This window comes from Peptoniphilus equinus (assembly GCF_027921445.1).
GTDB lineage: Bacteria > Bacillota > Clostridia > Tissierellales > Peptoniphilaceae > Peptoniphilus > Peptoniphilus equinus.
This window is the reverse complement of the sequence record NZ_CP115667.1, coordinates 998,852-1,021,614: the sequence shown is the minus strand read 5'-3', so window position 1 is coordinate 1,021,614 and position 22,763 is coordinate 998,852. Positions and strand designations below refer to the sequence as shown.

Annotated in this window: 18 protein-coding genes; 17 read left to right on the top strand and 1 reads right to left on the bottom strand. The window is 46.7% G+C overall.

Annotated features, from left to right (window positions below; translation table 11 throughout):
* Positions 1–7 precede the first annotated feature (7 nt).
* A complete protein-coding gene (gene polA / locus O6R05_RS04900; protein WP_271190883.1) occupies positions 8–2,659 on the top strand; it encodes a DNA polymerase I in 2,652 nt (883 codons plus the stop codon).
* Positions 2,646–3,245 (top strand): dephospho-CoA kinase, encoded by a 600-nt coding sequence (gene coaE / locus O6R05_RS04895; protein WP_271190882.1) that lies wholly within the window; start codon positions 2,646–2,648, stop codon positions 3,243–3,245. Before polA ends, coaE begins: the two co-directional genes overlap by 14 nt.
* A gap of 40 nt (positions 3,246–3,285) precedes the next feature.
* Here coaE and O6R05_RS04890 read toward each other — a convergent pair whose 3' ends face one another.
* Complete coding sequence (locus tag O6R05_RS04890) at positions 3,286–4,515, bottom strand: helix-turn-helix transcriptional regulator (RefSeq protein ID WP_271190881.1); 1,230 nt, start codon at positions 4,513–4,515, stop codon at positions 3,286–3,288.
* A gap of 299 nt (positions 4,516–4,814) precedes the next feature.
* On the opposite strand from O6R05_RS04890, the gene argF reads away from it, so the two are divergent.
* The 15 genes from argF to O6R05_RS04815 all read left to right on the top strand — a co-directional run bounded on the left by argF (position 4,815) and on the right by O6R05_RS04815 (position 22,566).
* The gene (gene argF / locus O6R05_RS04885; protein ID WP_271190880.1) at positions 4,815–5,807 is read left to right on the top strand and encodes an ornithine carbamoyltransferase; all 993 of its coding nucleotides are present in this window, start codon (positions 4,815–4,817) and stop codon (positions 5,805–5,807) included.
* A gap of 122 nt (positions 5,808–5,929) precedes the next feature.
* Complete coding sequence (locus O6R05_RS04880; protein WP_271190879.1) at positions 5,930–7,303, top strand: alanine/glycine:cation symporter family protein; 1,374 nt, start codon at positions 5,930–5,932, stop codon at positions 7,301–7,303.
* Between the two features lie 82 nt (positions 7,304–7,385).
* Positions 7,386–8,537: a CD0519/CD1768 family membrane protein gene (locus O6R05_RS04875; RefSeq protein ID WP_271190878.1), complete on the top strand. Its 1,152-nt coding sequence runs from the start codon at positions 7,386–7,388 to the stop codon at positions 8,535–8,537.
* Positions 8,538–8,559: 22 nt separating this feature from the next.
* On the top strand, positions 8,560–11,046 hold the full coding sequence (locus tag O6R05_RS04870) for an ATP-dependent Clp protease ATP-binding subunit (protein WP_271190877.1): 2,487 nt from the start codon (positions 8,560–8,562) through the stop codon (positions 11,044–11,046).
* A 17-nt stretch (positions 11,047–11,063) separates the two neighbouring features.
* On the top strand, positions 11,064–12,236 hold the full coding sequence (locus O6R05_RS04865; protein ID WP_271190876.1) for an ornithine cyclodeaminase family domain: 1,173 nt from the start codon (positions 11,064–11,066) through the stop codon (positions 12,234–12,236).
* The gene (locus tag O6R05_RS04860; RefSeq protein ID WP_271190875.1) at positions 12,236–13,330 is read left to right on the top strand and encodes an ornithine cyclodeaminase family domain; all 1,095 of its coding nucleotides are present in this window, start codon (positions 12,236–12,238) and stop codon (positions 13,328–13,330) included. Before O6R05_RS04865 ends, O6R05_RS04860 begins: the two co-directional genes overlap by 1 nt.
* Positions 13,331–13,339: 9 nt before the next feature.
* On the top strand, positions 13,340–14,272 hold the full coding sequence (arcC, locus tag O6R05_RS04855; protein ID WP_271190874.1) for a carbamate kinase: 933 nt from the start codon (positions 13,340–13,342) through the stop codon (positions 14,270–14,272).
* 59 nt (positions 14,273–14,331) lie between these two features.
* Complete coding sequence (locus tag O6R05_RS04850; RefSeq protein WP_271190873.1) at positions 14,332–14,754, top strand: DUF3842 family protein; 423 nt, start codon at positions 14,332–14,334, stop codon at positions 14,752–14,754.
* Positions 14,755–14,864: 110 nt separating this feature from the next.
* Positions 14,865–15,614 carry an ATP-dependent sacrificial sulfur transferase LarE gene (gene larE, locus O6R05_RS04845; RefSeq protein ID WP_271190872.1) on the top strand — a complete coding sequence of 250 codons (750 nt, stop codon included), beginning with the start codon at positions 14,865–14,867 and terminating at the stop codon, positions 15,612–15,614.
* On the top strand, positions 15,607–16,356 hold the full coding sequence (gene larB, locus O6R05_RS04840) for a nickel pincer cofactor biosynthesis protein LarB (RefSeq protein ID WP_271190871.1): 750 nt from the start codon (positions 15,607–15,609) through the stop codon (positions 16,354–16,356). Before larE ends, larB begins: the two co-directional genes overlap by 8 nt.
* 8 nt (positions 16,357–16,364) lie before the next feature.
* Positions 16,365–17,651 carry a nickel pincer cofactor biosynthesis protein LarC gene (larC, locus tag O6R05_RS04835; RefSeq protein ID WP_271190870.1) on the top strand — a complete coding sequence of 429 codons (1,287 nt, stop codon included), beginning with the start codon at positions 16,365–16,367 and terminating at the stop codon, positions 17,649–17,651.
* Positions 17,648–19,180 (top strand): ABC transporter substrate-binding protein, encoded by a 1,533-nt coding sequence (locus O6R05_RS04830; protein WP_271190869.1) that lies wholly within the window; start codon positions 17,648–17,650, stop codon positions 19,178–19,180. The genes larC and O6R05_RS04830 overlap by 4 nt, the downstream gene beginning before the upstream one ends.
* The gene (locus O6R05_RS04825; RefSeq protein WP_271190868.1) at positions 19,177–20,787 is read left to right on the top strand and encodes an ABC transporter ATP-binding protein; all 1,611 of its coding nucleotides are present in this window, start codon (positions 19,177–19,179) and stop codon (positions 20,785–20,787) included. The genes O6R05_RS04830 and O6R05_RS04825 overlap by 4 nt, the downstream gene beginning before the upstream one ends.
* Positions 20,780–21,742 carry an ABC transporter permease gene (locus tag O6R05_RS04820; RefSeq protein ID WP_271190867.1) on the top strand — a complete coding sequence of 321 codons (963 nt, stop codon included), beginning with the start codon at positions 20,780–20,782 and terminating at the stop codon, positions 21,740–21,742. The genes O6R05_RS04825 and O6R05_RS04820 overlap by 8 nt, the downstream gene beginning before the upstream one ends.
* Positions 21,739–22,566 carry an ABC transporter permease gene (locus O6R05_RS04815; protein WP_271190866.1) on the top strand — a complete coding sequence of 276 codons (828 nt, stop codon included), beginning with the start codon at positions 21,739–21,741 and terminating at the stop codon, positions 22,564–22,566. Before O6R05_RS04820 ends, O6R05_RS04815 begins: the two co-directional genes overlap by 4 nt.
* Positions 22,567–22,763: the final 197 nt, after the last annotated feature.

The following is a 22,763-nucleotide window of genomic DNA, read 5'->3' as shown; positions in this document are numbered from 1 at the left end:
TGATACTATGGGAAAAATTCTGATAATAGATGGTTCGTCCTTATTCTTTCGTGCTTTTTATGCGTTGCCGCTCTTAAAGACGAAGCGGGGCATTTATACTAATGCACTTTATGGGTTTGTGCAGATGCTGGAGAATGCTATCGACAAGATTGCGCCGACCCATGTGGTGGTGTGTTTTGATATGAAGGGCAAGACTTTTCGCTCGGAGATATTTAAAGATTATAAGGGGACTCGGCAAAAGACACCCAGTGAGTTGGAGCAGCAGTTTCCGTTGGTGCGGGAAGTACTGAAGCGCATGAATATGCCGGTGCTGGAATCGCCGGTTTATGAAGCTGATGACATTGCGGGCACGCTATCAAAAATGGCGGAGGACGCCGGTATGCAATCCATTCTTCTCACCGGGGATAAGGATTATTTTCAGTTGGTATCGCCGAAGACTCAAGTGCTCTTAACGAGAAAGGGCATTACAGAGATGGACGTGGTCGATGTAGCCTACCTCCGCGATGAGTATGACCTTGAGCCGGGACAATTCATCGATTTGAAGGCACTGATGGGCGATGCCTCGGACAATATTCCCGGTGTGCCCGGCATTGGCATTAAGACAGGCTTGAAGCTTATTCATGAGTATACGACCTTAGAAAATCTCTATGACAGTTTGGAAGGCATGAAGGCGACGAAGCAAAAGGAAAAGCTTGTTGAAAATAAAATTCAGGCTTTCATGTCAAAAAAACTGGGCACTATAGTACGCACCGTCCCTCTGGACGTGAGCCTCGAAGATTTACAAAGACAAGCCTATGACTATGATACTCTCGCCGATCTCTATCGCGAGTATGAGTTAACGACCTTGCTCCATAGACTTCCGGAAGCTTATCAAAAGGAAGAGATAAACGCCGTCAGTGAGGATGTGTTGAAAGTTCGAGATGTGCAACCGGATCAATTGGCGGCAGAGATTCAGCGCGCAGGATCCTTTGCGTTTCACTTTATTACCGACGGCAAGATCTATCGCGGGGTGACACCGCTGTTACTTGGAGTGAAGGTCAAAGATATGGCGCCAACGGTCTTGACTTTTTCAGAGACCATGCTTCAAACCCTAAAGCCGGTCTTTGAAGATGGCAGTATCGAAAAGTTGGGCCACGGCATCAAAGAGGACTTGCTCATTCTCATGTACTACGGTGTGGCGATAGCCGGTTTGGTACACGATGGGGAAATTGCCGCATACCTCCTCAATGCGACACAGTCCAACTATGACATTGCCCATGTGGCACAACAATATTTGGCGACCACGTTTAAAGATGAAGAGGAGCTCCTGGGGAAAGGTGCTAAGCGAAAGGCTTTTGGCGATTTGGCCGACGATGAGCTTAGCGATTATCTGGCTTTTTATCTCAATGCCTGCTACCAATTGTATGAGGTTCAGCATGACAAGCTGGAAGAACAGGGGATGCATGAACTTTACAACAAGGTGGAACTGCCTCTGGCCGAAGTACTTGCTTCCATGGAGCTTGTCGGCATCCACACCGATGTGGCGGTATTAGATGCCATCGGCGCGGATTTGGAAGCGAAGATTGAGGCCTTGACGACGTCTATTCACAAACAAGCAGGTGAGACCTTTAACATTGGTTCACCGAAGCAGTTGGGCACTGTTCTTTTTGAAAAAATGGGTCTGCCGGTGATGAAAAAGACAAAGACCGGCTATTCCACATCGGTTGAGGTGCTGGAGAAGCTGGTCGAGGCCGATCCTATCATCGCCGACATTTTAGCCTATCGCAAGTTTACCAAGTTGAAGTCTACCTATGTCGATGGCTTACGAGCTATTATCAATCCTCTTACCGGCCGGATTCACTCTAACTTCAATCAGACGGTGGCCGCTACCGGGAGAATTTCGTCTCAAGATCCGAATCTTCAAAATATTCCCATTAAAAATGAAGAGGGCCGTCTGATCCGAAAAGCTTTTCTGGCCAGTGACGGATGCAAGTTGGTAGACGCGGATTATTCACAAATTGAGCTGCGTGTGCTTGCCGCCATCACCGGAGATGAGCACATGATCCAAGCTTTTAATGAAGGGATCGACATTCATCGCAAGACTGCCTCGGAGGTCTTTAAGCGGCCTTTAGACGAGGTGACAAGTCATGAGAGGTCTCAGGCAAAGGCGGTGAATTTCGGGATTGTCTACGGTATTTCCGATTACGGTCTTTCTCAGAACTTAAATATTCCGAGAAAAGTGGCTAAGGAATACATTGATAATTATCTGGACAACTTTAAAGGTATCAAAGCATATATGACGGACGAAGTTGCTGAAGCAAAAAAGCGAGGCTATGTCGAAACCATACTCCATCGTCGTCGCTACATTCCTGAACTCAGTGCGAAAAATTTCAATATTCGTCAGTTCGGTGAGCGGGTAGCCATCAATATGCCGATTCAGGGTTCGGCGGCAGATATTATTAAAATTGCCATGGTCAAAGTCTATGCACGCCTAAAAAAACAACAGATGAAGAGCCGGCTGATTCTGCAAATTCACGACGAATTGGTAGTTGATGCGGCGGCGGATGAAGTGGAGGCGGTCAAAACGCTGATGCACGAACTTATGGAGCACGCCGTAGATATGGATGTGGAGCTTCTTATCGATATGAATGTGGGAGATAATCTCTATGAAACCAAGTAAGGTGGTTATCACCGGGTCTATTGCCACAGGGAAGAGTGCCGTCTCCAACTATGTGCGGGAGAAAGGCTATCACGTTATCGATGCAGATACCATCAGCCATGAGCTCTATGAGCAGCCTGAAATTGTACAAGCTGTTGCGCGCCATATCGCGCCGCATGTGGTGGTAGGACAGGTCATCGACAGAAAGGCACTGTCTCAATATGTCTTTTCCCATGCTGACAAACTGGATGTGTTAGGTCGCATTATGCACGGAGCCATTTTTAAACGCATTCAGGATGCCATGACTGAGGGTGTAAATTTTATTGACTTACCGCTTTATTTTGAGCTGGAGACAAAACTTAACGACTATGATTTTCATGCCGATGGGGTGTGGCTTGTCTACGTTCCGAAGGATTTACAGCTACAACGTCTTATGGCAAGAGACGGTATTGATGAAGCACAGGCTTTGGAAAAAATTAATACGCAGCTGGACATTGAGATCAAGCGGGGGAAAAGTGATGTTATTATAGATAACAGCGGCACTTTGGCGCAAACTTATGCCCAGGTGGACCACGCACTATTGCAGTTGCATAATTTATACAAATAAAAAGGATAGTTCATTTGAACTATCCTTTTCTATGTCCCGATCAGTTGTAGTCCGTGGCGAGATTTCGAAATTCACTGGGGGTCAAATCATAGAATTTCAAAAAGTTGCGGTTAAAGGTCTTCACCGAGCTGTAGCCGACCAATATGGCAATGTCTGCAATGGAGCGATCGGAGGTTCGAAGCAGCTCGCAGGCTCGGTTCACGCGAAGAAAGTTTAAAAAGTTCACAAAGTTTTTCTCGACGAGATATTTTAATAGTTTGTTGGCATATATCGGCGTGACCTCAAAAATTTTGGAGATGTCGGCAATATCAATGTCGTCAGCGTAATTGTCGTAGATATATTCAATGATTTTAGCACCGCGTTCATCATAGCGAATCGTGGTGAAAGATTCCATCTGACTGTAGGAGAGACGAAACTGTTTGGTTCCCATGCCGTACTCCGAGGAAAAGGCCTTGGAGAGTTGAGAGGGGTTGCTGTAATTTAAGATGGTGGCGATGGTCTCCAATGTCATATTGGTGTGTAGCAGTAAAAAGTGTGCCTTTGACAGACGCATTTCATTTAAAAGTTCATAAAAACCCAATCCCGTCACCGTTTTGATGTACTTGGAAATGGAACTTTCGCTCATAAAAAAGATGTGAGAGAGGGATTCCAAAGAGAGATTGGACGATGAGTTCAGATACATATATTTGAAGATATCTTCACTTTGAAACGGCTTATCCATATCCTCCTGAATGCGAATATGTCGGAGGTAATAGATAATCAGCTCAGTGATTTTTGCGATGAGATAAATGGAAGAGAACTCTTTACGTTCGAAGTCCACATCAATAGGCTGAATCCCGATTTCATTTCGCATATCGACAAAGTAGCTATTCATGGAGTCCATATCGCCATGGGGAATCTCAATGGCACTGCTGGCATAGAGGGAGTCTAAAATCTCGATGGTCTCGCTGTTGATATTTAGATATTGTTTAATGATAGTTGAAACGAGATCAATTTTATAGACCAAAAGATAGTAAGATACCGGTTCGTCAACTTCTACAATTTCAGAGATCTGCCACGGCAGCAGTGCCATCAAAGTCCCTTTTTTCATCGTATAGAGATGATTTTGTATCTTAATTTTGGCGTGACCGTTGGTGACAAAAAGAAACCGAGCTTCCTTGTGAAGGAGAGGCTTTGTTGGGGCGACATCAGTTTGTATATCAAGAAATGCCACCCTGCGTTCGTCGATGATGGCGTTGTTCGGCTCTTGAATGTTGACTTTCTTGTTCATAATAACCTTTCTTTAAGTAAGTGAGAGGAAGGACAGGGATAAACCGGCAGATATCTTTTATAAACGTTTTCCATCAAAGGCAATTTTTTAACCCTGAAATGTCCGCTCCTCACGTGGAACTTATGGTATAGTGATAGGGCAATCTGATAAGGCTCGCATTATTTTGTATAAATTTGGTAACTCAATTATAGAGAAAACTTTTTTTAAAATCAATATGGGTCTTACAGTATGGTATGATGTAAAATGCCGAAAGCATTTTAAATAGTTTATTTCAACAAAGAAAACAAGGAGGAGTAAGCATGGCAAAAAATTTTAGAGGTAAGAACTTTTTAAAACTGGTTGATTTTTCAACTGAGGACATTCGTCACTTGTTGAATCTTTCCAAGGACTTCAAACAAATGAAACGTGCCGGTGTCCCTCACAGATATCTGGAAGGCAAAAACATTGTATTGTTGTTTGAAAAAACTTCAACTCGTACTCGCTGTTCTTTTGAAGTGGCCGGTTATGATTTAGGTATGGGTGTGACTTACTTAGATCCTAACGGTTCACAAATGGGCCATAAAGAATCCATCGCCGATACTGCACGTGTGTTGGGCAGAATGTTTGACGGTATTGAATACCGCGGGTTCTCTCAAGATATCGTTGAAGAATTGGCTGAATATGCCGGCGTACCTGTTTGGAACGGCCTTACTGACGAATGGCATCCAACACAAATGCTTGCCGACATGCTGACCGTTGAAGAGCATTTTGGTCATTTAAAAGGCTTGAAATTTGTATTCATGGGGGATGCCAGAAATAACGTTGCAAATTCCCTGATGGTTGTCTGTGCAAAACTTGGCGTGAACTATGTGGCTTGCGGTCCTAAGGAACTTGCTCCGGCTCCTGAACTGGTTGAAAAATGCAAGGCGATTGCGGCTGAAAACTTCTGTACCATCACTGTTACCGATGACGTTGAAGAAGGTACTAAAGACGCCGATGTACTTTATACCGATATCTGGGTATCCATGGGCGAACCGAAAGAAATTTGGGAACAACGTATCAATCTGTTGAAAGATTATCAAATCAACAAAAAAGTTATGGAAAATGCAAACAAAGAAGCAATCTTCTTACACTGCCTGCCATCTTTCCACGACACCAAGACCAAAGTCGGCAAAGACATTGCTGAAAAATTTGGCATCACTGAAATGGAAGTTACCGACGAAGTCTTTGAATCAAAACAATCTTACGTCTTTGATCAAGCAGAAAACAGAATGCACACCATTAAAGCTGTTGTTTATGCAACCCTCTGCTAGTTAGATTGGAAGCCCAAGTGCCTTAGGCACTTGGGACTTTCCATAGCATTGCAGAAATAGATTATAACTTGGGCGAGGGTTTCGTCCGGGGAGATTGTTCATCACTTTAAAGGAGAAAACGTATGCAAGCTATTATTGATTTTATAACCACTATAACCAACTGGGCCTGGAGTTGGCCTATTCTTATTGTTCTGCTCGTCGGCGGTATTATCATTACGGTGCGCACGGGGTTTGTACAAATTCGCCACTTTGGGTTTGCCATGCAACAAACTTTTGGGAAAATGTTCAATTCAGAGGTAGGCGGAGAAGGGACTGTCAGCCCGTTCCAAGCCGCATCTGCAGCTTTAGCTTCATCCATCGGAGCCGCTAATATCGTTGTTGCACCATCCATTATCTTTACCGCAGGTCCCGGCGCCATTGTCTGGATGTGGGTTGCCGGTATCATCGGTCAAGCCACTAAGTTTGGTGAAATCGTCCTGGGGATTAAGTATCGGGAAGTCAACGACGACGGCGAATATGTCGGCGGTCCTGCCTATACGTTTAAAAAGGGTATTGGCGGCACAGTCGGTAAAGTTATGGGCTTCTTAGTCGCATTTTTCTTCATGATTGAGATTTTACCGTCCATTACGGTTCAAACTATTTCCGCCACCGGTCCATTGGAGCAATTAGGTCTTTCACGTGTCGTCGCATCAATTATCATCGCTATTATCGTAGCTCTGGTAGTTTTAGGCGGAATTAAACGTATCGGCCAAGTTACTGAAAAATTGGTACCGTTCATGGCTGCACTTTATCTAGTGTTCGGTCTTATCATACTCGTTATGAATATCGGGGAACTGCCTAATGCACTTAGCATTATTTTCAAGAGTGCTTTCCAACCGCAAGCTATTGCCGGCGGTAGTGCCGGTGGGCTCTTCCTTCAAATGTTAAAAGCCGGTGCAGCTCGTGGATGCTATTCCAACGAAGCCGGTATGGGTTCAGCACCTTATGCACACTGTACAGCTGTTACTGACCACCCTGCACGCCAAGGTCTCTGGGGCATCTTTGAAGTTGTTGCCGATACCATTATCGTATGTACCGTATCCGTATTAATCGTTATGGTAACCGGAAACTACAAGAATCCTGAACTTGCAAACATCGCTGTAGAACGTGCTTTTAACTCTGCTTTTGGACAAATCGGTACCATTGTCATTGCAGTCAGCTTGTTCCTCTTCGTACTTTCAACTATTATTGTTATCGCATTCTACACTGAAAAGCTTGGCGAATATCTCTTCGGCACCCGCTTCGGTAAAGTTATGCGCTATGTATCTTGCTTTATGGCAGTACTTGCCGGATTTGTATCTTTTGAAAATGCCGGCGTATTTTTAGACTTCACCTTAGGCCTTGTGGTCTTTACGAACATGTTAGGTATGATTTTACTCAGTGGGGAAATTAAAGAATTGACAGATGAATTCTTCAATGATCCGAAATATTATCCCGGAGCAAAATCTAAGAAGTAAACCAGTTAAAAAATAGCTTTATAGACATTCGGAGCCAACTGACTCCGGATGTTCTATTTCATCCTATGTATACGGGGCGATTATGGAGAACAATAACGTTAAATTTAAAAAAGATATCAGCAGAGAGACTTTTATATTTCTAATTTTATTTTTGGGCTTTTTTATCGCCATGGGCAAAGTGATGGGCGGCACTAATATGATGAAGACAATGATGGCCACATCATTTGATCTGTTGATCAATGTCTGTTTTTATCTGCTGGGTGTTGCGGTCCTTGCAGGCGGTATCTCCGGAACTTTTTCCGAGTTTGGGGTTATCGCACTTATCAACCGCGGGCTGTCCAAAGTCATGGGGCCTATTTATGATTTGCCGGGAGCATCATCTCTGGGTATGCTCAATTGCTTTTTATCAGATAACCCTGCAATTTTAACTTTGGCCTACGACGACAACTTCCGCCGTTATTTTAAAAAATATCAATTGCCGGCGTTGACCAACTTAGGTACAGCTTTTGGCATGGGTCTTATTATCTCAACGACCATGATGAGTCTTCCGGTAGAAAATGCTGTTAAAGCTGCTTTAGTTGGCGTTGGCGGTGCAGTTGTGGGAAGTATTATTTCCGTACGCATTATGATGACCCATACGAAAAAGTATTACGGTACCGAGGCCAGAGTGGAAACCACTTTGGGAGCAACGATACCGGCAGGTCATCGTGCCGTTCGGGACGGTTCTGTGGGAACACGGTTTATTCAATCCCTTCTTGAAGGCGGCAAGGTGGGTGTCGATATGGGTATGTCCATTATTCCTGGGGTGCTTCTCATCTGCACACTGGTTATTATGCTCACTAACGGCGTGGGGGATGCCGGTATATACAACGGATCGGCCAACCAAGGCGTAGGGATTCTTCCCATTCTAGGTGAGAAAATCAGCTTTATTACAAGGCCGCTGTTCGGATTCAATTCACCGGATGCCATCGCGGTACCTCTCACGGCACTCGGATCCAGCGGTGCGGCTATCGGCATTGTGACTAACATGGCGTCTGCCGGTAAGGTCACAGGCAATGACATTGCGGTATTTACTGCAATTTGTATGTGCTGGAGCGGATATCTGTCCACGCACATTGCCATGATGGATGCTCTCAATACTAAAGAGATGACCGGTTATGCCATCATTTCTCATACTATTGGCGGCATTGGTGCCGGTATGGCAGCTCATTTAATTTGGATGTTTATCGGTTAAGTTACTTAAACGAAAGGATACTATGGATACGTCAAAGTTTTCTCAAGGCGCCATAGGCTATATTAAAGCGGCTCACAATTTGGCCATTCAAAAAAAGAATACTGAAGTGACGGATCTCCATGTGATGCTTGCAATGTTAAGCGATCCTTCAGGCACCATCTCTCATATCTTATCGGCTATGGGGGTGGTGGTTAAAGCAGTGCGGGAGGAATTAGAGGTCGCTGTGCTCAAACTCGCCAGTCCCAAAGGTGTGAGCAAACTCTATGTGAGTCGCTCGTATCAAAGAATGCTGGTTTTGGCTGAAGAGATAGCCCGAAGTCGATTTGAAAGTACTGTCAGTGTGACGACGCTTTTTTTAGCGCTGCTTAAAGATGAGGACATGGCGGCTGCGAAGCTCATCGGTCGCTACCACATCACGTTTGAGACATTGAATCAGGAACTGCTTCGACGAGACAAAGAGCGCCTTGCCAAGGGGATTTCTGAAGAAGATTTGAAGATTCTTTTACAATACGGGCGCAATCTTACGGACGAAGCTCGTGCGGGGAAATTGGATCCGATTATAGGGCGTGAACAGGAAACGGAAAGTTGTATTCGTATTCTATCGCGACGGATTAAAAACAATCCCGTTCTTATCGGTGAGTCCGGTGTAGGCAAGACCGCTATTGTGGAAGGCCTGGTGCAGCAGATTGATGCGGGCAACGTTCCGGAGGGGTTGCAGGACAAAATTGTCTTTTCTCTCAATATGACCTCCCTGATTGCGGGTGCCAAATATCGCGGCGATTTTGAAGATCGTTTAAAAAAAGTACTGGATATCATTCGCGAGTCCGATGGACGCATTATTCTCTTTATCGACGAGATTCATATGATTATCGGCGCAGGGAATACTTCAGGCACCATGGACACTTCTAATATTTTAAAGCCTATGCTGGCGCGCGGTGAGATTCTCACCATCGGTGCCACTACATTGGACGAGTATAAACTTTACATTGAAAAAGACAGTGCACTGGATCGACGTTTTCAAAAGATTCTGGTGGAAGAGCCGTCTGAGACGGCCACAGTGGCTATTCTTCAAGGGATTAAGTCAAAGTATGAAAATTTCCATCGTGTGACGATTACCGAGAGCGCGATGATCGCAGCGGTGAAACTTGCCAAGCGCTATCTCAGCGCCAGGAAGTTGCCGGATGTAGCCATTGACATTATCGATGAAGCCTCGGCCATGGTGAAGATGGAAGCCGATGCCATGCCGAAAGCGTTAAGCCGCCTCAAACAGGAGATCGAAGCACAGGAAATAGCGCTTATTATTGAGAGAGACAATGGGAACGATAAGGCCCATACCTTAGAAGCTGCCCTGAAGGCGAAGCGGAATCACTATCATCGCGAATGTGAAGCGTATCATGATGAGCGGGCGCGGATTAAAAACATTGCAAACCTCAAGGCAGATCTGGAGGACTTGCAAAGTCAGATCAAGAAGGCCACGCAGCGGGATGATGTGACGAAGTTGGAAGAACTTTTGCGTTTAAAACAGCGTTACAGCGACGAGCTGGCGGCACTGCACGCATTGTCGCCGACTTATCCTATCAAAACCGACGTGTTGGAGCGAGATGTCAAAGCTATTGTCTCCAAGCTGTCCGGGATGCCGGTGCGAAGTTTGGAAAGTGATGAAACGCGTTTTATAGAAAAGGTTAAAGAACAGATTCAAAGTCATTTTATTGAGGGGAAACGGATCGTTGGAGATATCGTGGATGCCTATACAAGATCGCGTTCCAGTTTATTTCGTGTGAACCGACCGGTAGGATCGTTCCTCTTTATAGGTCCTTCGGGAACAGGTAAAACGCACTTGGCGAATCTTGTGGCGACGTATCTGTATGATGGCGAGCAAAGCGCCATTCGTTTAGACATGAGCGAGTACTCGGAGAAATCGGCGGTGACTAAGCTCATCGGCGCACCGCCCGGCTATGTAGGCTATGAGATGGGCGGCAATTTAAGCGAACGGATTCGTACGAAGCCTTACAGTGTCATTATTTTGGAAAATTTAGATCTGGCCCATCGAGATGTCTTGGCTATCATCGGCGAAATGTTAACTGCCGGCACGATTAAAGACAGCAGAGGTCGCAGTATTGACTTTACCAATGCCATGGTTATTGCAACCATCACCTCAGAAGAGGCCGGCGATACAACGCTTCCCGCAAGTATCCGTCATGCATTTAATGACGTGCACCATCTCAAACGGCTTAATCTGCAAGGCATGACAGATCTGGCGACTCTTCGCCTCGGCCTGCTTAAAGATGAACTCAAAGACAGCGATATTGAGCTTGTTTGGGACGAGAGTGTCTCCGAGGTGCTGGGACGGGAGGCTCACAGGAGTCCCCAAGGCACCAAAGCTTTAAATAAACTTATTGAAGAACAAATCCTTACGCCGCTTGCTATAGAGGCTATGGATTCTCAACACGGTAGACTTTACACTGCACACATCACCTATGACGGCGACTTTGTCGTCACATTACAGTAATCATTCAAGGAGGAAAAATGAAATTTCAATTACCGGAATTTAAAAAACCTGATTTTGAAGCTCAACACTACGTCGATATGCCAAATGTGACGTGGGAAGCTTCAGAAAAAGATGGCGTTGTACCTGAAGATTTTTATCTCACCAGCCATTTGCCAACCTTTTATAAAGTGGACGGCAACTGGGTGCTGCCTGAGAAAAATTCCCTGAACTGTGTGGCCGTTTTGGAAGGCGGTACGGTGCATATTAAAGAACTTCGCGATGTCAAGGCAGGCGACAAAGTTGTGGTTGGTTCAAAGACTCAAGGCGAAGAGGGGATTCTGCTCTATCCTGAAGGTTTCCCTGACTACGTCTATACCATGCGAGGCAAGTCCGTTGAAACTTCTTTTTCAGAAGATTACGACTTCCTCTTTGAACTTATGGAATATGAAAAGACACATAACGGGCACATTGTTTGGGTTTTAGGACCATCGGTGGTCTTTGACTATGACACACGTCAAGCTCTCAATCAACTCGCTGAAAATGGCTACATCAACTGTCTTCTTGGCGGCAATGCTATGTGTACTCACGATTTGGAAGGCGGCTTTCTGGATACGGCGCTTGGGCAAAATATTTACACCCAGGAAAATGCGCCAATGGGACACTATAATCACTTAGACCTTCTCAATGAAGTGCGCACTATCGGTTCCATTAAAGATTTTATTGCAACAGGCAATGTTAAAAACGGGATTATCAAGACTTTGTCAGATATGGATGTGCCGTTTGTCCTCAGTGGGTCGATTCGCGATGACGGGCCGCTTCCTGAAGTCATTGGCGATCAGGATCAAGCGCTTAGCAAAACTAAAGAACAGTTGGATAAAGCGACCCTCATCATCGGTATTGCCACCATGCTCCACAATCTTTCTGTGGCCAATATGGCTTCCGGCTACCGTGTTCTGGAAGACGGCAACGTGCGTCCGGTATATATGTTTGCTGTAGATATTACAGAGAATGTTGTCAATAAGGTGGGCGCAGCTCGTGAATATATGGCTTATACGCCAATGGTCACCAATGTACAGGACTTTGTGGTCAACTGTGAGCGCGCTTTGGTTAAACCAGCCGATAAAAACCTCATGGACGCCATGGAAATAGAAGAAATGGACTATGTGAAAGCCCAAGGAAGCGCTGAAGAAGGGAAAGGAGAACTGAACTGATGAAACTTGAAATGCCTAAGTACCACCATCCGGATTTTGAACAAGACTTTTTGAAGCAGGCACCGAATGCCAAGCTTGAAGAAGTTCAGCGAGACGGCATCAGTCCGCGCCACTATCATGCGTTGTCTATCTATCCGGAATACTTTAAAATTAACGGCAAGTGGGTCCTTGCGGAACAGTCACGTATGGACACTGTCTGTGTGGCACGTGATACCCCGGGAGAAGAACGGGTTGAAATTGTCGAGTTCAGAAACTTAAAGAAAGGCGATAAAGTAGTTATCGGACGCACAGAAGATGCTTCGGAAGGTATTTATGTCTGGACTAACGGATTCAATGAAGAGTCTTCAGAAAGCGACACCTTCGCTTTTCGTGCCGGCAGATCACGGGAGACAGCTTTCTCCGTGGACTATGACACCCTTTATGACGTGCTTCGTCACGAAAAAGAGAACAATGGTTATGTCACCATGATTGTGGGCACAGCTGTGGCGCTGGATCGAGATTCCCGCATGGCATTGGAACACCTCATCAGAGCAGGTTATGTTCAGGCCATTTTCTGCGGTACGGAAACGGCTGCCTTTGATCTGGAACGAGGCATCTATGGCACAACATGGGGACAAACTTCCTTTAAAAAAGAACAAAACACGACACGGATGATGTATTCCGTCATTAACAAAGCGCGTCGTTACGGCTCTACAAAAGCTCTCGTGGAATCCGGTGAAGTGAAAGACGGGTTTATCAAAGCCTGTGTGGAAATGGATGTACCGTTTGTGCTCTCCGGCACTATTCGGGATCGCTACGGTCTGCCTGAGACGATCAACAATGTCTATACGGCACAAAATACGATGCGCTCTCATGCGAAAAAGACGTCAACTATGATTATGGTCGGTGCTATTCTCTTTACCATTGCAACCGGCAACATGACCCCAAGCTATAATACGTTTGACGGTGTTGTCCGTCCGGTATATCTGTACACTATTGATATTCAAGAATTTGCAGTGAATAAACTTGCTGATCGCGGCACACTCACTGCTGTGTCCATCGTAACCAATGCTCAGGATTTCTTACGAAATGTGGATCGAGCACTGAACAGCTAAGGAGGATATATGAGTAAAATTGTTTTAGCTCTCGGCGGCAACGCCTTAGGTAATACCCCTGAAGAACAAAAGCAGGCAGTTAAAGATACGGCGAGCTCCATTGTGGATTTAGTGGCTGCTGGTAACGAACTTATTATTTCTCACGGCAACGGCCCTCAAGTCGGGATGATTAACCTTGCCATGGATGCGGCTTCAAAGTCTGAAGCCAAGACGCCGCAGATGCCGTTTCCTGAATGCGGTGCTATGAGCCAAGGTTATATTGGCTATCACTTACAAAATGCTATCGACAACGAATTAAAAGCTCGAGGCATGGCAGTGCCTACGGCCACTGTTGTCACTCAAGTCGTTGTGAATGAGGCCGATCCAGCTTTCTCCAATCCGACTAAACCGGTAGGCGCATTTTATACTAAAGAAGAAGCGGATGCCATGGCGGAAAAAGGCTTTGTCTTTAAAGAAGATGCCGGACGCGGTTATCGACGTGTGGTGCCTTCTCCAAAGCCTGTGGATATTGTAGAGAAGCAATCCGTTGAAGCCCTCTTTAACTTGGGTCACATCGTTATTGCAGCAGGTGGCGGCGGGATTCCTGTCATTGAAAAGGAAGGGACTTATCAAGGCGTCTCTGCTGTTATTGACAAAGACTTCACCACGGCAAAACTTGCGGAACTTGTAGATGCTGATCTCTTGATTATCTTAACGGCAGTGGAACAGGTGGCCATTCGATTCGGTAAGCCGGATCAAAAGTGGCTCTCCCATCTCACCATTGAGGAAGCTACTCAATATATGAATGACGGTGAGTTTGCTGAAGGATCCATGAAGCCGAAAGTGGCAGCAGCTATTGAATTTGCCGCAACTAAACCGGGCCGCAAGGCGCTTATCACATCTCTTGATAAGGCAGCGGAAGGTCTAAAAGGTGAAACCGGAACGACTATTGCTGACCTTTAAAGTGGTATAAGCCGGCTGTTCATGATACAATACAGTAAAACATAGAATCAGGAGACTTTATGAATATACTTGTTGTAGATGCACAGGGCGGCGGCATTGGCCGACAGGTGATTGCGGCTCTAAAAAAAAATAATGTCGGTGCAACCATACTTGCCGTGGGCACCAATTCTATAGCCACGCAGGCGATGTTAAAAGCCGGGGCTGATCAGGCGGGCACCGGAGAGAACGCTGTCGTCGTGGCGTCGAAGATGGCGGATTATATCATCGGGCCTATCGGTATTGTCATTACCGATTCCCTGATGGGCGAGATCACCGAGACCATAGCTGCGGCGATTGGTCGGAGTTCAGCCACACGACTTTTGATTCCCACCAATCAGTGCCACAACATGATCATGGGGATTGAAGAGTATAATCTGAGCAAATTTATCGATCATGTGCTCAACTGTTTAAAACTCAATAGAAACGGTTCAACAGGAAGTTGATTGAGAGCTTAGAAGAGCTCGTGACGTGTGACAATTGTGATAATGTATGCTAGAAGGTATGCCATTCTCTCAGACGAGGGAATAGTGTACCTTTTTTGTTAGGAGGAACTATGGAACTCAGAGACTATTTAAAAAATTTACAGCGGATTGCCATTGCTTTTTCTGGCGGCGTGGATTCGGCGTATCTGCTTTACGAGGCACTTCAAAGCGGCGTTGAGGTGAAAGCTTACTATGTGAAGTCAGCCTTTCAGCCTGCCTTTGAACTTGAAGATGCCAAGCGTTTTGCAAAATTGTATGGCGCAGATTTGGACATCCTATCGCTGGATGTTTTACAATTTGACGACGTCGTTGCCAATCCGTCCAACCGCTGTTATTTTTGCAAGCAGCAAATCTTTGGAGCCATTATAGAGGCTGCGGCAAAAGACGGCTTCACCATACTTTGTGACGGCACCAACATCTCTGACGATGAGGGGGATCGGCCGGGGATGCAGGCACTCAATGAGCTGTCGGTGAAGTCGCCCCTTCGAGACTGTGGACTGACAAAGACTACGATTCGAGAGCGGTCCAAAGACGCAGGTCTTTTCACATGGGATAAACCGTCCTATGCCTGCCTTGCGACTCGCATTAAAACGAACGAGGCGATCACTGGCGACAAGCTGGCTGCCACGGAACGGGCGGAGAACTTTCTCTTTGGGATGGGATTTCACGATTTCAGAGTGCGACGCATTGGCGATATGGCAAAGTTGGAGCTCACCAAAGAGGATTTGACAAAAGCTTTGAGTTATCGGGAGGCTATTTTGAACACACTAAAGAGCGATTATAGCAAAGTGGTGATAGATTTGGAGTTGCGAGATGAGTGAATTAAAAGATCTTTTGGAATCGGTACAACGGGGCGATACGACTGTTGCCGATGCGTTACACCAAATAAAAAAAGCCCCTTTCCAGGATATCGGCTTTGCCAAGGTGGATTTACACCGTAAGGCGCTTCAAGGTTATCCTGAAGTGATCTATGGCGCGGGCAAAACAGAGACGCAAATGGAAGGGATTATAACTACCATGCTTCAAAACAGACAAGAGCGCATTTTGATTACACGTTTGAATGCGGAGGCGGCGTCGTATTTAGAATCGAAGTTTGAGCTGACTTATCACAGCGAAGCTCGCGTCGGCATTGTAGGGTCTATGCCAAGCCCAAGCGGCTTGGGAAAAATTGTGGTTGCAACAGGTGGCACTTCAGACATTCCCGTGGCGGAAGAAGCGGCGCTTACAGCTGAAATCCATGGTAATGAAGTGGTGCGTCTTTACGATGTGGGCGTTGCCGGGATTCATCGCCTATTCAGTCATATGGATGAGATTATGGATGCGTCGGTGATTATAGCTATTGCAGGGATGGAGGGTGCACTTGCCAGCGTCATAGGCGGCATGGCGGATTGTCCGGTGATTGCCGTGCCGACCGGGGTCGGATACGGTGCGTCCTTTGGCGGCGTATCGGCACTGTTATCCATGTTAAACTCCTGTGCCAGCGGCGTCAGCGTGGTCAATATTGACAACGGCTTCGGTGCCGGATACCTGGCCGGTATGATGAATCACATGGGGAAAAAATAGGAGGGTGTATGAAAACACTTTATATTGAATGCAACATGGGAGCGGCAGGCGATATGTTGAGTGCCGCACTTTTAGAACTTTTTGACGATAAAGGACAGATCGTGGATGAACTGAATACCTTAGGACTTGAGGGGGTAGCCTATCGAAGCGAGTCTTCAGTCAAGTGCGGTATTTCGGGGACACATCTGCGCGTGCTGGTCCATGGGGAAGAAGAAATGAGTGAGGATTGTCATCACGCTATACCTCACCATGATCATCACGACCATGATTATCACGACCATGATCATCACGACCATGATCATCACGACCATGATCATCACCATCACACGCACCACGGTCACGACCACCAACATCACAGTTTGGCAGATATTGAAACCATTATTGACGGTCTTCGACTGTCTGAGACAGTGAAACATCATGTCAAGGCAGTTTATGCCGTCATCGGCGATGCGGAAAGTATGGCTCACGGCAAACCTGTTGCGGACATTCACTTTCACGAAGTGGGTACGTTCGATGCCATTGCCGACATTACCGCATTCTGCTACATGATAGATAAATTGGGCAGTCCTCGTGTGGTGGTCTCCCCGATCAACCTGGGCACGGGGCAAGTGAAGTGCGCTCATGGCATTATGCCTGTGCCGACACCGGCGACAGTCAATATTTTAAAAGGTATACCGGTCTTTACCAACTTTATTCAAGGGGAACTCTGTACACCCACAGGGGCTGCACTTTTAAAACATTTTGCCGAGGATTTTATCACAATGCCTGCCATGACTGTGGAGCGTATCGGTTACGGTATGGGCACGAAAGATTTTGACGTGGCCAATTGTGTCCGTGTTTTTCTCGGCGAGGCAAAGGATGAAATAAGCGGTGTAGTGGAGCTTCAGTGTAATGTGGATGATATGACAGGGGAGGCCATCGGCTTTGCCATGGACGTCCTCTTTGAACACGGCGCTTTGGAGGTCTACACCATTCCCATTGGCATGAAGAAATCGCGTCCGGGAATCTTACTGGCGGTGATGTGTCGCAGACAGGATCTTGAAACGATGATTCATCTTATCTTTAAACACACTACCACTATCGGTATTCGTCAGTCAGCAAGCAAACGGGTGGTTTTAAACCGCACCATTGAGACGCTATCAAGTTCCTTAGGAGAAGTTCGAAAGAAAATTTCCACAGGCTATGGCGTGCGCCGTCAAAAGTATGAGTACGACGATATCACGGCACTGGCAAAAACTCACGACTTATCGTTACATGAGGTCATAGACAGATTGGAGAAGGAGTGCCGTCAATGATGAAAAGAACACTACTGTTCATGGCAATAACATTGCTCTTGATAATAACCGGCTGTCAGCAACAGCAATCGACATCGACGCTGATCTATGGCAGCGGTGACTATACACGGATCAATCCGGCCATGGATGAACACGGAGAAATCAATGCTTTGCTTTTTGACGGTCTTACGGATCATGACGGAGATAATCATGTCATACCGCGACTTGCGACGGATTGGGATGTGTCCGATGAAGGACGCACCTATACCTTTCACCTAAAAGACGGTGTCACGTGGCACGACGGTGAGCCTTTTACTGCAGAGGATGTGAAGTTTACCATTGAGGCCATTATGAATCCGCAGAACGGATCTGAAAATGCGCCGAACTTTGAAGACATCACCGCAATTGATGTGGTGGATGACTTGACGGTGGTCTTTCATTTAAAGGAAGCCAATGTCACCTTTCTTGACTATATGACCATGGCGGTGTTGCCGAAACATCTTTTGGAGGGCGAGGACTTCCAAGAAGCGGACTTTTTTAAAGCACCGATAGGCACAGGACCATATAAACTGAAAGCTTGGGATGTCGGGCAAGCCATCACCCTTGAAAAAAACCCTGACTATTTTGACAAAGTGGCCTCTATTGATACCATTGTTTTTAAAATTATCACGGATGATGAAGTCAAAGCCCTTCAACTTCAAAGCGGTGAGTTGGATTTGGCTCAGGTCACACCGAAAGATGCGGCAACCTTTGAAAAAAGTGGCGACTATGTTGTCAATGACATGACCACGTCCGACTATCGAGGGATTCTCTACAACTTTGCCAATCCTTATTGGATCGAAAATCGGGATTTAATTCCCGCCATCAACTATGCCGTCAATCGGGACGATGTGCTAAATACGGTGCTTTTGGGTCGAGGGGATGTGGCTTATAGTCCCATTCAGAGAAATGTGTATAACTACGAGGGGGTCGAACATTACGCGTTTAATCCCAACAAGGCCGAGACGCTCTTTGAACAGTTAGGCTGTCGCAAAGACAGTGAAGGCTATTGGACACGAGGTGGCAAACGGATTGGATTTACCATTAACGCCACGCCGGGAGATCATGTGAGAATGGACATGGCTCAACTCGTCGCGCAACAATTGCAACAGGCAGGCTTGGATGTCAAGGCGTACGTGCCTTCAGAGGGCATTGACTGGAGCAATCAGGAAGCGTGTATTATCGGATGGGGCTCACCTTTTGATGCCGACGATCACACCTATAAAGTGTTCGGCACGGACAAGGGCGCCAACTATTCCGGCTATTCCAATGCAAAAGTGGACGCCTATCTACTTGCAGGACGTCAGACTGCCGATGATAGCGCCCGCAGGGAAGCTTACAAAAATTTTCAAATTGAATTTGCCAAGGATCCGGCGTATACATTTTTCTGTTACATCGATGCCATCTATGTGTCGAATCCGAAACTTCACGGCATTGATCCCGACACGGTGCTGGGGCATCACGGCGTAGGCATCTTTTGGAACGTGTGCGATTGGACTCTGGAGCCATGACCCGCGACAAAATCAGACATCCTTCCAACAAGCTGGTGCCGCTTTCTATCGATGACCTGACCGTCACTTTGTTACAGAGACAGGATCCGGTGCTGCAGCATATTAGTGTCGAGCTGCATTCCGGGGAGATTCTGGGCATTATAGGGGAATCCGGTGCGGGCAAGAGTATGTTGTGTAAAAGTATTATGGGACTTCTGCCGGACAGTCTTGTCACCGGGCGTATTACACTTTGCGGTGTCGAGATGGTGCATGCTTCAGAAACATTGAGAAATACCGTGCGAGGCAAGAAAGTCGGCATGGTCCTTCAGGATCCGTCGTCGTCACTGGTGCCAACGATGACGGTGGGGCGACAGCTCCAAGATGCACTGCGTCGTCATCATACGGCTTTCACACGGGAAGGTCTCTATGACAAAGCCATTGAACTTATGGCGTTGGTAGGTTTTCAAGATCCCGAGCTGTGGTTTCATCGTTACCCGCATGAACTTTCCGGCGGCATGTGTCAAAGGATGGTCGTGGCCATTGCACTCTGTGGTGATCCTGAAGTTCTTCTTTGCGATGAACCCACCACAGCCTTGGATGCGATGACTAAAGTTCATATGGCGAGGCTATTTTTAAAGCTCAAGGCGACTTTGGGGATTTCTATAGTCATCGTCTCTCATGACAGAGATTTGATACAAGGTATTGCCGATCGCGTGGCGGTGATGCACCGTGGTGAGCTGACGCTTTTGAGATCGAACGTGGATGGGACGGAGTATAAAAGTCCGTCGTTGGAACGCCTGGTGCCTCATGAACCGACCTTAGTAATGGATGACAGCGACACGCCACTTATAAAAGTGTCGCATTTGAGCCATCACTTTGCTTTGGAGGAAGGTCCTTTTCAGGCACTTAACAATGTATCTTTTGACATTAAGCGAGGGGAAATTTTTGGATTGGTGGGCGAATCGGGAAGCGGCAAGTCGACGGTTGCCGCCTGTGTGATGAATTTACTTGAACCCACGTCCGGAACCATCATCTTTGACGGCATGGAGATATCGAACTGCAAAGTCCGCCGTCAACATCAAAAGAGTTTAGCGCGAAGTCGACATATTATTTTTCAGGATTCAGCTGACAGTTTAAATCCCAGGATGACAGTTCAGGATATTATTTCCGAGCCGCTAAAGATTCAAAAACTTGCTCCAAAACGAGGTACTTATCGGGACGAAGCGGCGTTTCAATTACGCTACGTCGGACTGGATGCCGGCTATTTACAGCGGCGCCCCTATGAACTCTCCGGAGGGGAAAGGCAACGCGTCGCCATTGCACGTGCAGTCGTTGCAGAGCCGAAGCTTTTGATTGCTGATGAAGCGGTCTCGTCTCTGGATGTGGCGGTACAAGGGCAAATCATGGAACTTTTGGCACATCTGAGAGCATCCCACGGGTTCGCTATTTTATTTATTGCCCATGACCTTGGGGCGGTACGCCATCTCTGTGACCGTGTAGGTGTGATGGTGGGCGGACGGCTAGTCGAGACGGACAAGACTGACGTGTTATTCTCTCGTCCGAAGCATGATTACACGAAAGCGCTTTTAAGATCGGCACTATGGGGAAAGGGAGATTACGATGGCTAAAGTCAAAACTATTTTAATTTTTGGCGTGAGTTTACTGGTACTTTCATTTTTAGTCTTTACACTCTCCCGTCTTGCGCCGATCGAACCGCTCAGATCCTATTATGGCGAACGCGTCGAGCGAATGAGTGCCGAGGACAAAGACGCCGCCCGTGCCAAACTCGGCCTCGACCGTTCTCTGTTGACGCAGTACGGTCTTTGGCTCAAACAAGCGAGTCGCGGGGAGTTCGGGATCTCCTTTAAGTATAAAGAAGATGCCCTCAAGGTCATGGCGGATCGCTTGGGCAATACCCTCATTCTTGGGGGAGTCAGTTTCGTCGGACTCATTATCGGGTCGTTGAGTCTGGGAACTCTTTCGGCGTGGCATGAAGGCGGCAGGCTGGACAAGTGGCTTCGACGCTTAGGGACACTCAGCAGTGCCGTCCCCGAATTTTGGTTGGCACTGCTTTTTATCTTTATTTTCAGTGTCACCTTTAAGCTTTTGCCTTCAAGCGGCGCCTATGATGTAGGTCGCGATACGCTTTTGGGGCGAGGTGTACATTTGATTTTACCTGCCTCAGTGCTCATCTTAAGTCATTTAGGGTACTACAGTTATTTTGTACGCAATCGTATGCTTGAGGAATTTAAAAAGGACTACATTTTATTGAGTCGAGCTCAAGGCATGAGCCGAAGGGCTATTGTATTCGGGCTTTGCCTTCGGAGCGTGGTACCAAGTTACCTCAGCCTGATGATGGTATCCCTTGGTCATATTTTAACCGGTACCTATACGGTGGAAATGGTCTTTTCTTATCCCGGTATAGGGAGTCTTGCCTATGAAAGTGCGCAATTCGGCGACTATAATGTCCTGATGCTGGTGTGTCTGTTTAGCGGGACGCTGGTCATGGGGAGCAGTACCTTGGCTTCGACGTGCAATCGTCTGTTGGATCCGCGATTTAAACGCATGAGGAGGGTGAGATGACGAGGCAACGACAGATCAAATTTTCAACAGCTCTTGCAGGTATTGTCTTAGGGAGTATTGTGTTGGGATGTGTGTTCGCCGATCAATTGGCCTCGCTGTCGCCGCGGTTTCTCGATGTGAACCACGTCTATGAAAGTCCCGGCAGAGATTTTCTTTTTGGGACTGACGGTCTGGGGCGGGATCTCTTTTCAAGTATATGGCATGGTGGACAAGTGTCACTGACGATTAGTATATTGGCGACGGTTATCTCGACGGGGATTGCCGTGATCTACGGGGCGCTCAGTGGACTGAACGATTCATTGGAAGGTGTTATGATGCGATTTCTGGAAATTGTTTTAAGTGTACCGACGCTGCTGAGTGTGGTCTTTTTCCAAGGCATCTTTGGGCGCAGTGTCGTGGGCATGGCTGTCGCCATCGGTCTGACCGGGTGGTGTACCATGGCTAAGGTCGTGGCAACCGAGGTGAAGCAAATTCGTACCGCACACTTTTTTGTGGCATCTAAAGCTATGGGCGGCGGCTTTTTCCACCTTCTTATACACCATCTGGCGCCGAATTTTTTGCCTGCTGTTATTTTTATGATCGTCATGGAACTTCGTACAGCGATGATTTTTGAGGCCACGCTGAGCTTTATGGGTTTAGGACTTCCTATTGACGTTGTGTCTTGGGGAAGTCTCTTAGCTTTTTCCAATCGCAGTTTATTTACCGGGGCATGGTGGATGGTGGTGATACCGGGACTCTTTTTGGTTGTGACACTCTTTGCGATAACGGCGCTGGGAGAAGCTGTGCGCCGGCAGTTAAGTCCAAAGGAGACCTATTTACACTGAATAAGCTGTCGGTATAGTCACTTGTCCCCATATTGGATACAACGTAAGACGTAAAAAAGCCCAATGTCGTGTTGAATGACATTGGGCTTTTTAGTGTTAGGAGTTGATTTCTAGTGTGTCGCCGTGCCGGTATTCTTGTAGAAAAGAGGCCATGAAAAAATCAGACTTACTACGAGCGAGTCTGATTTCATAGTGCG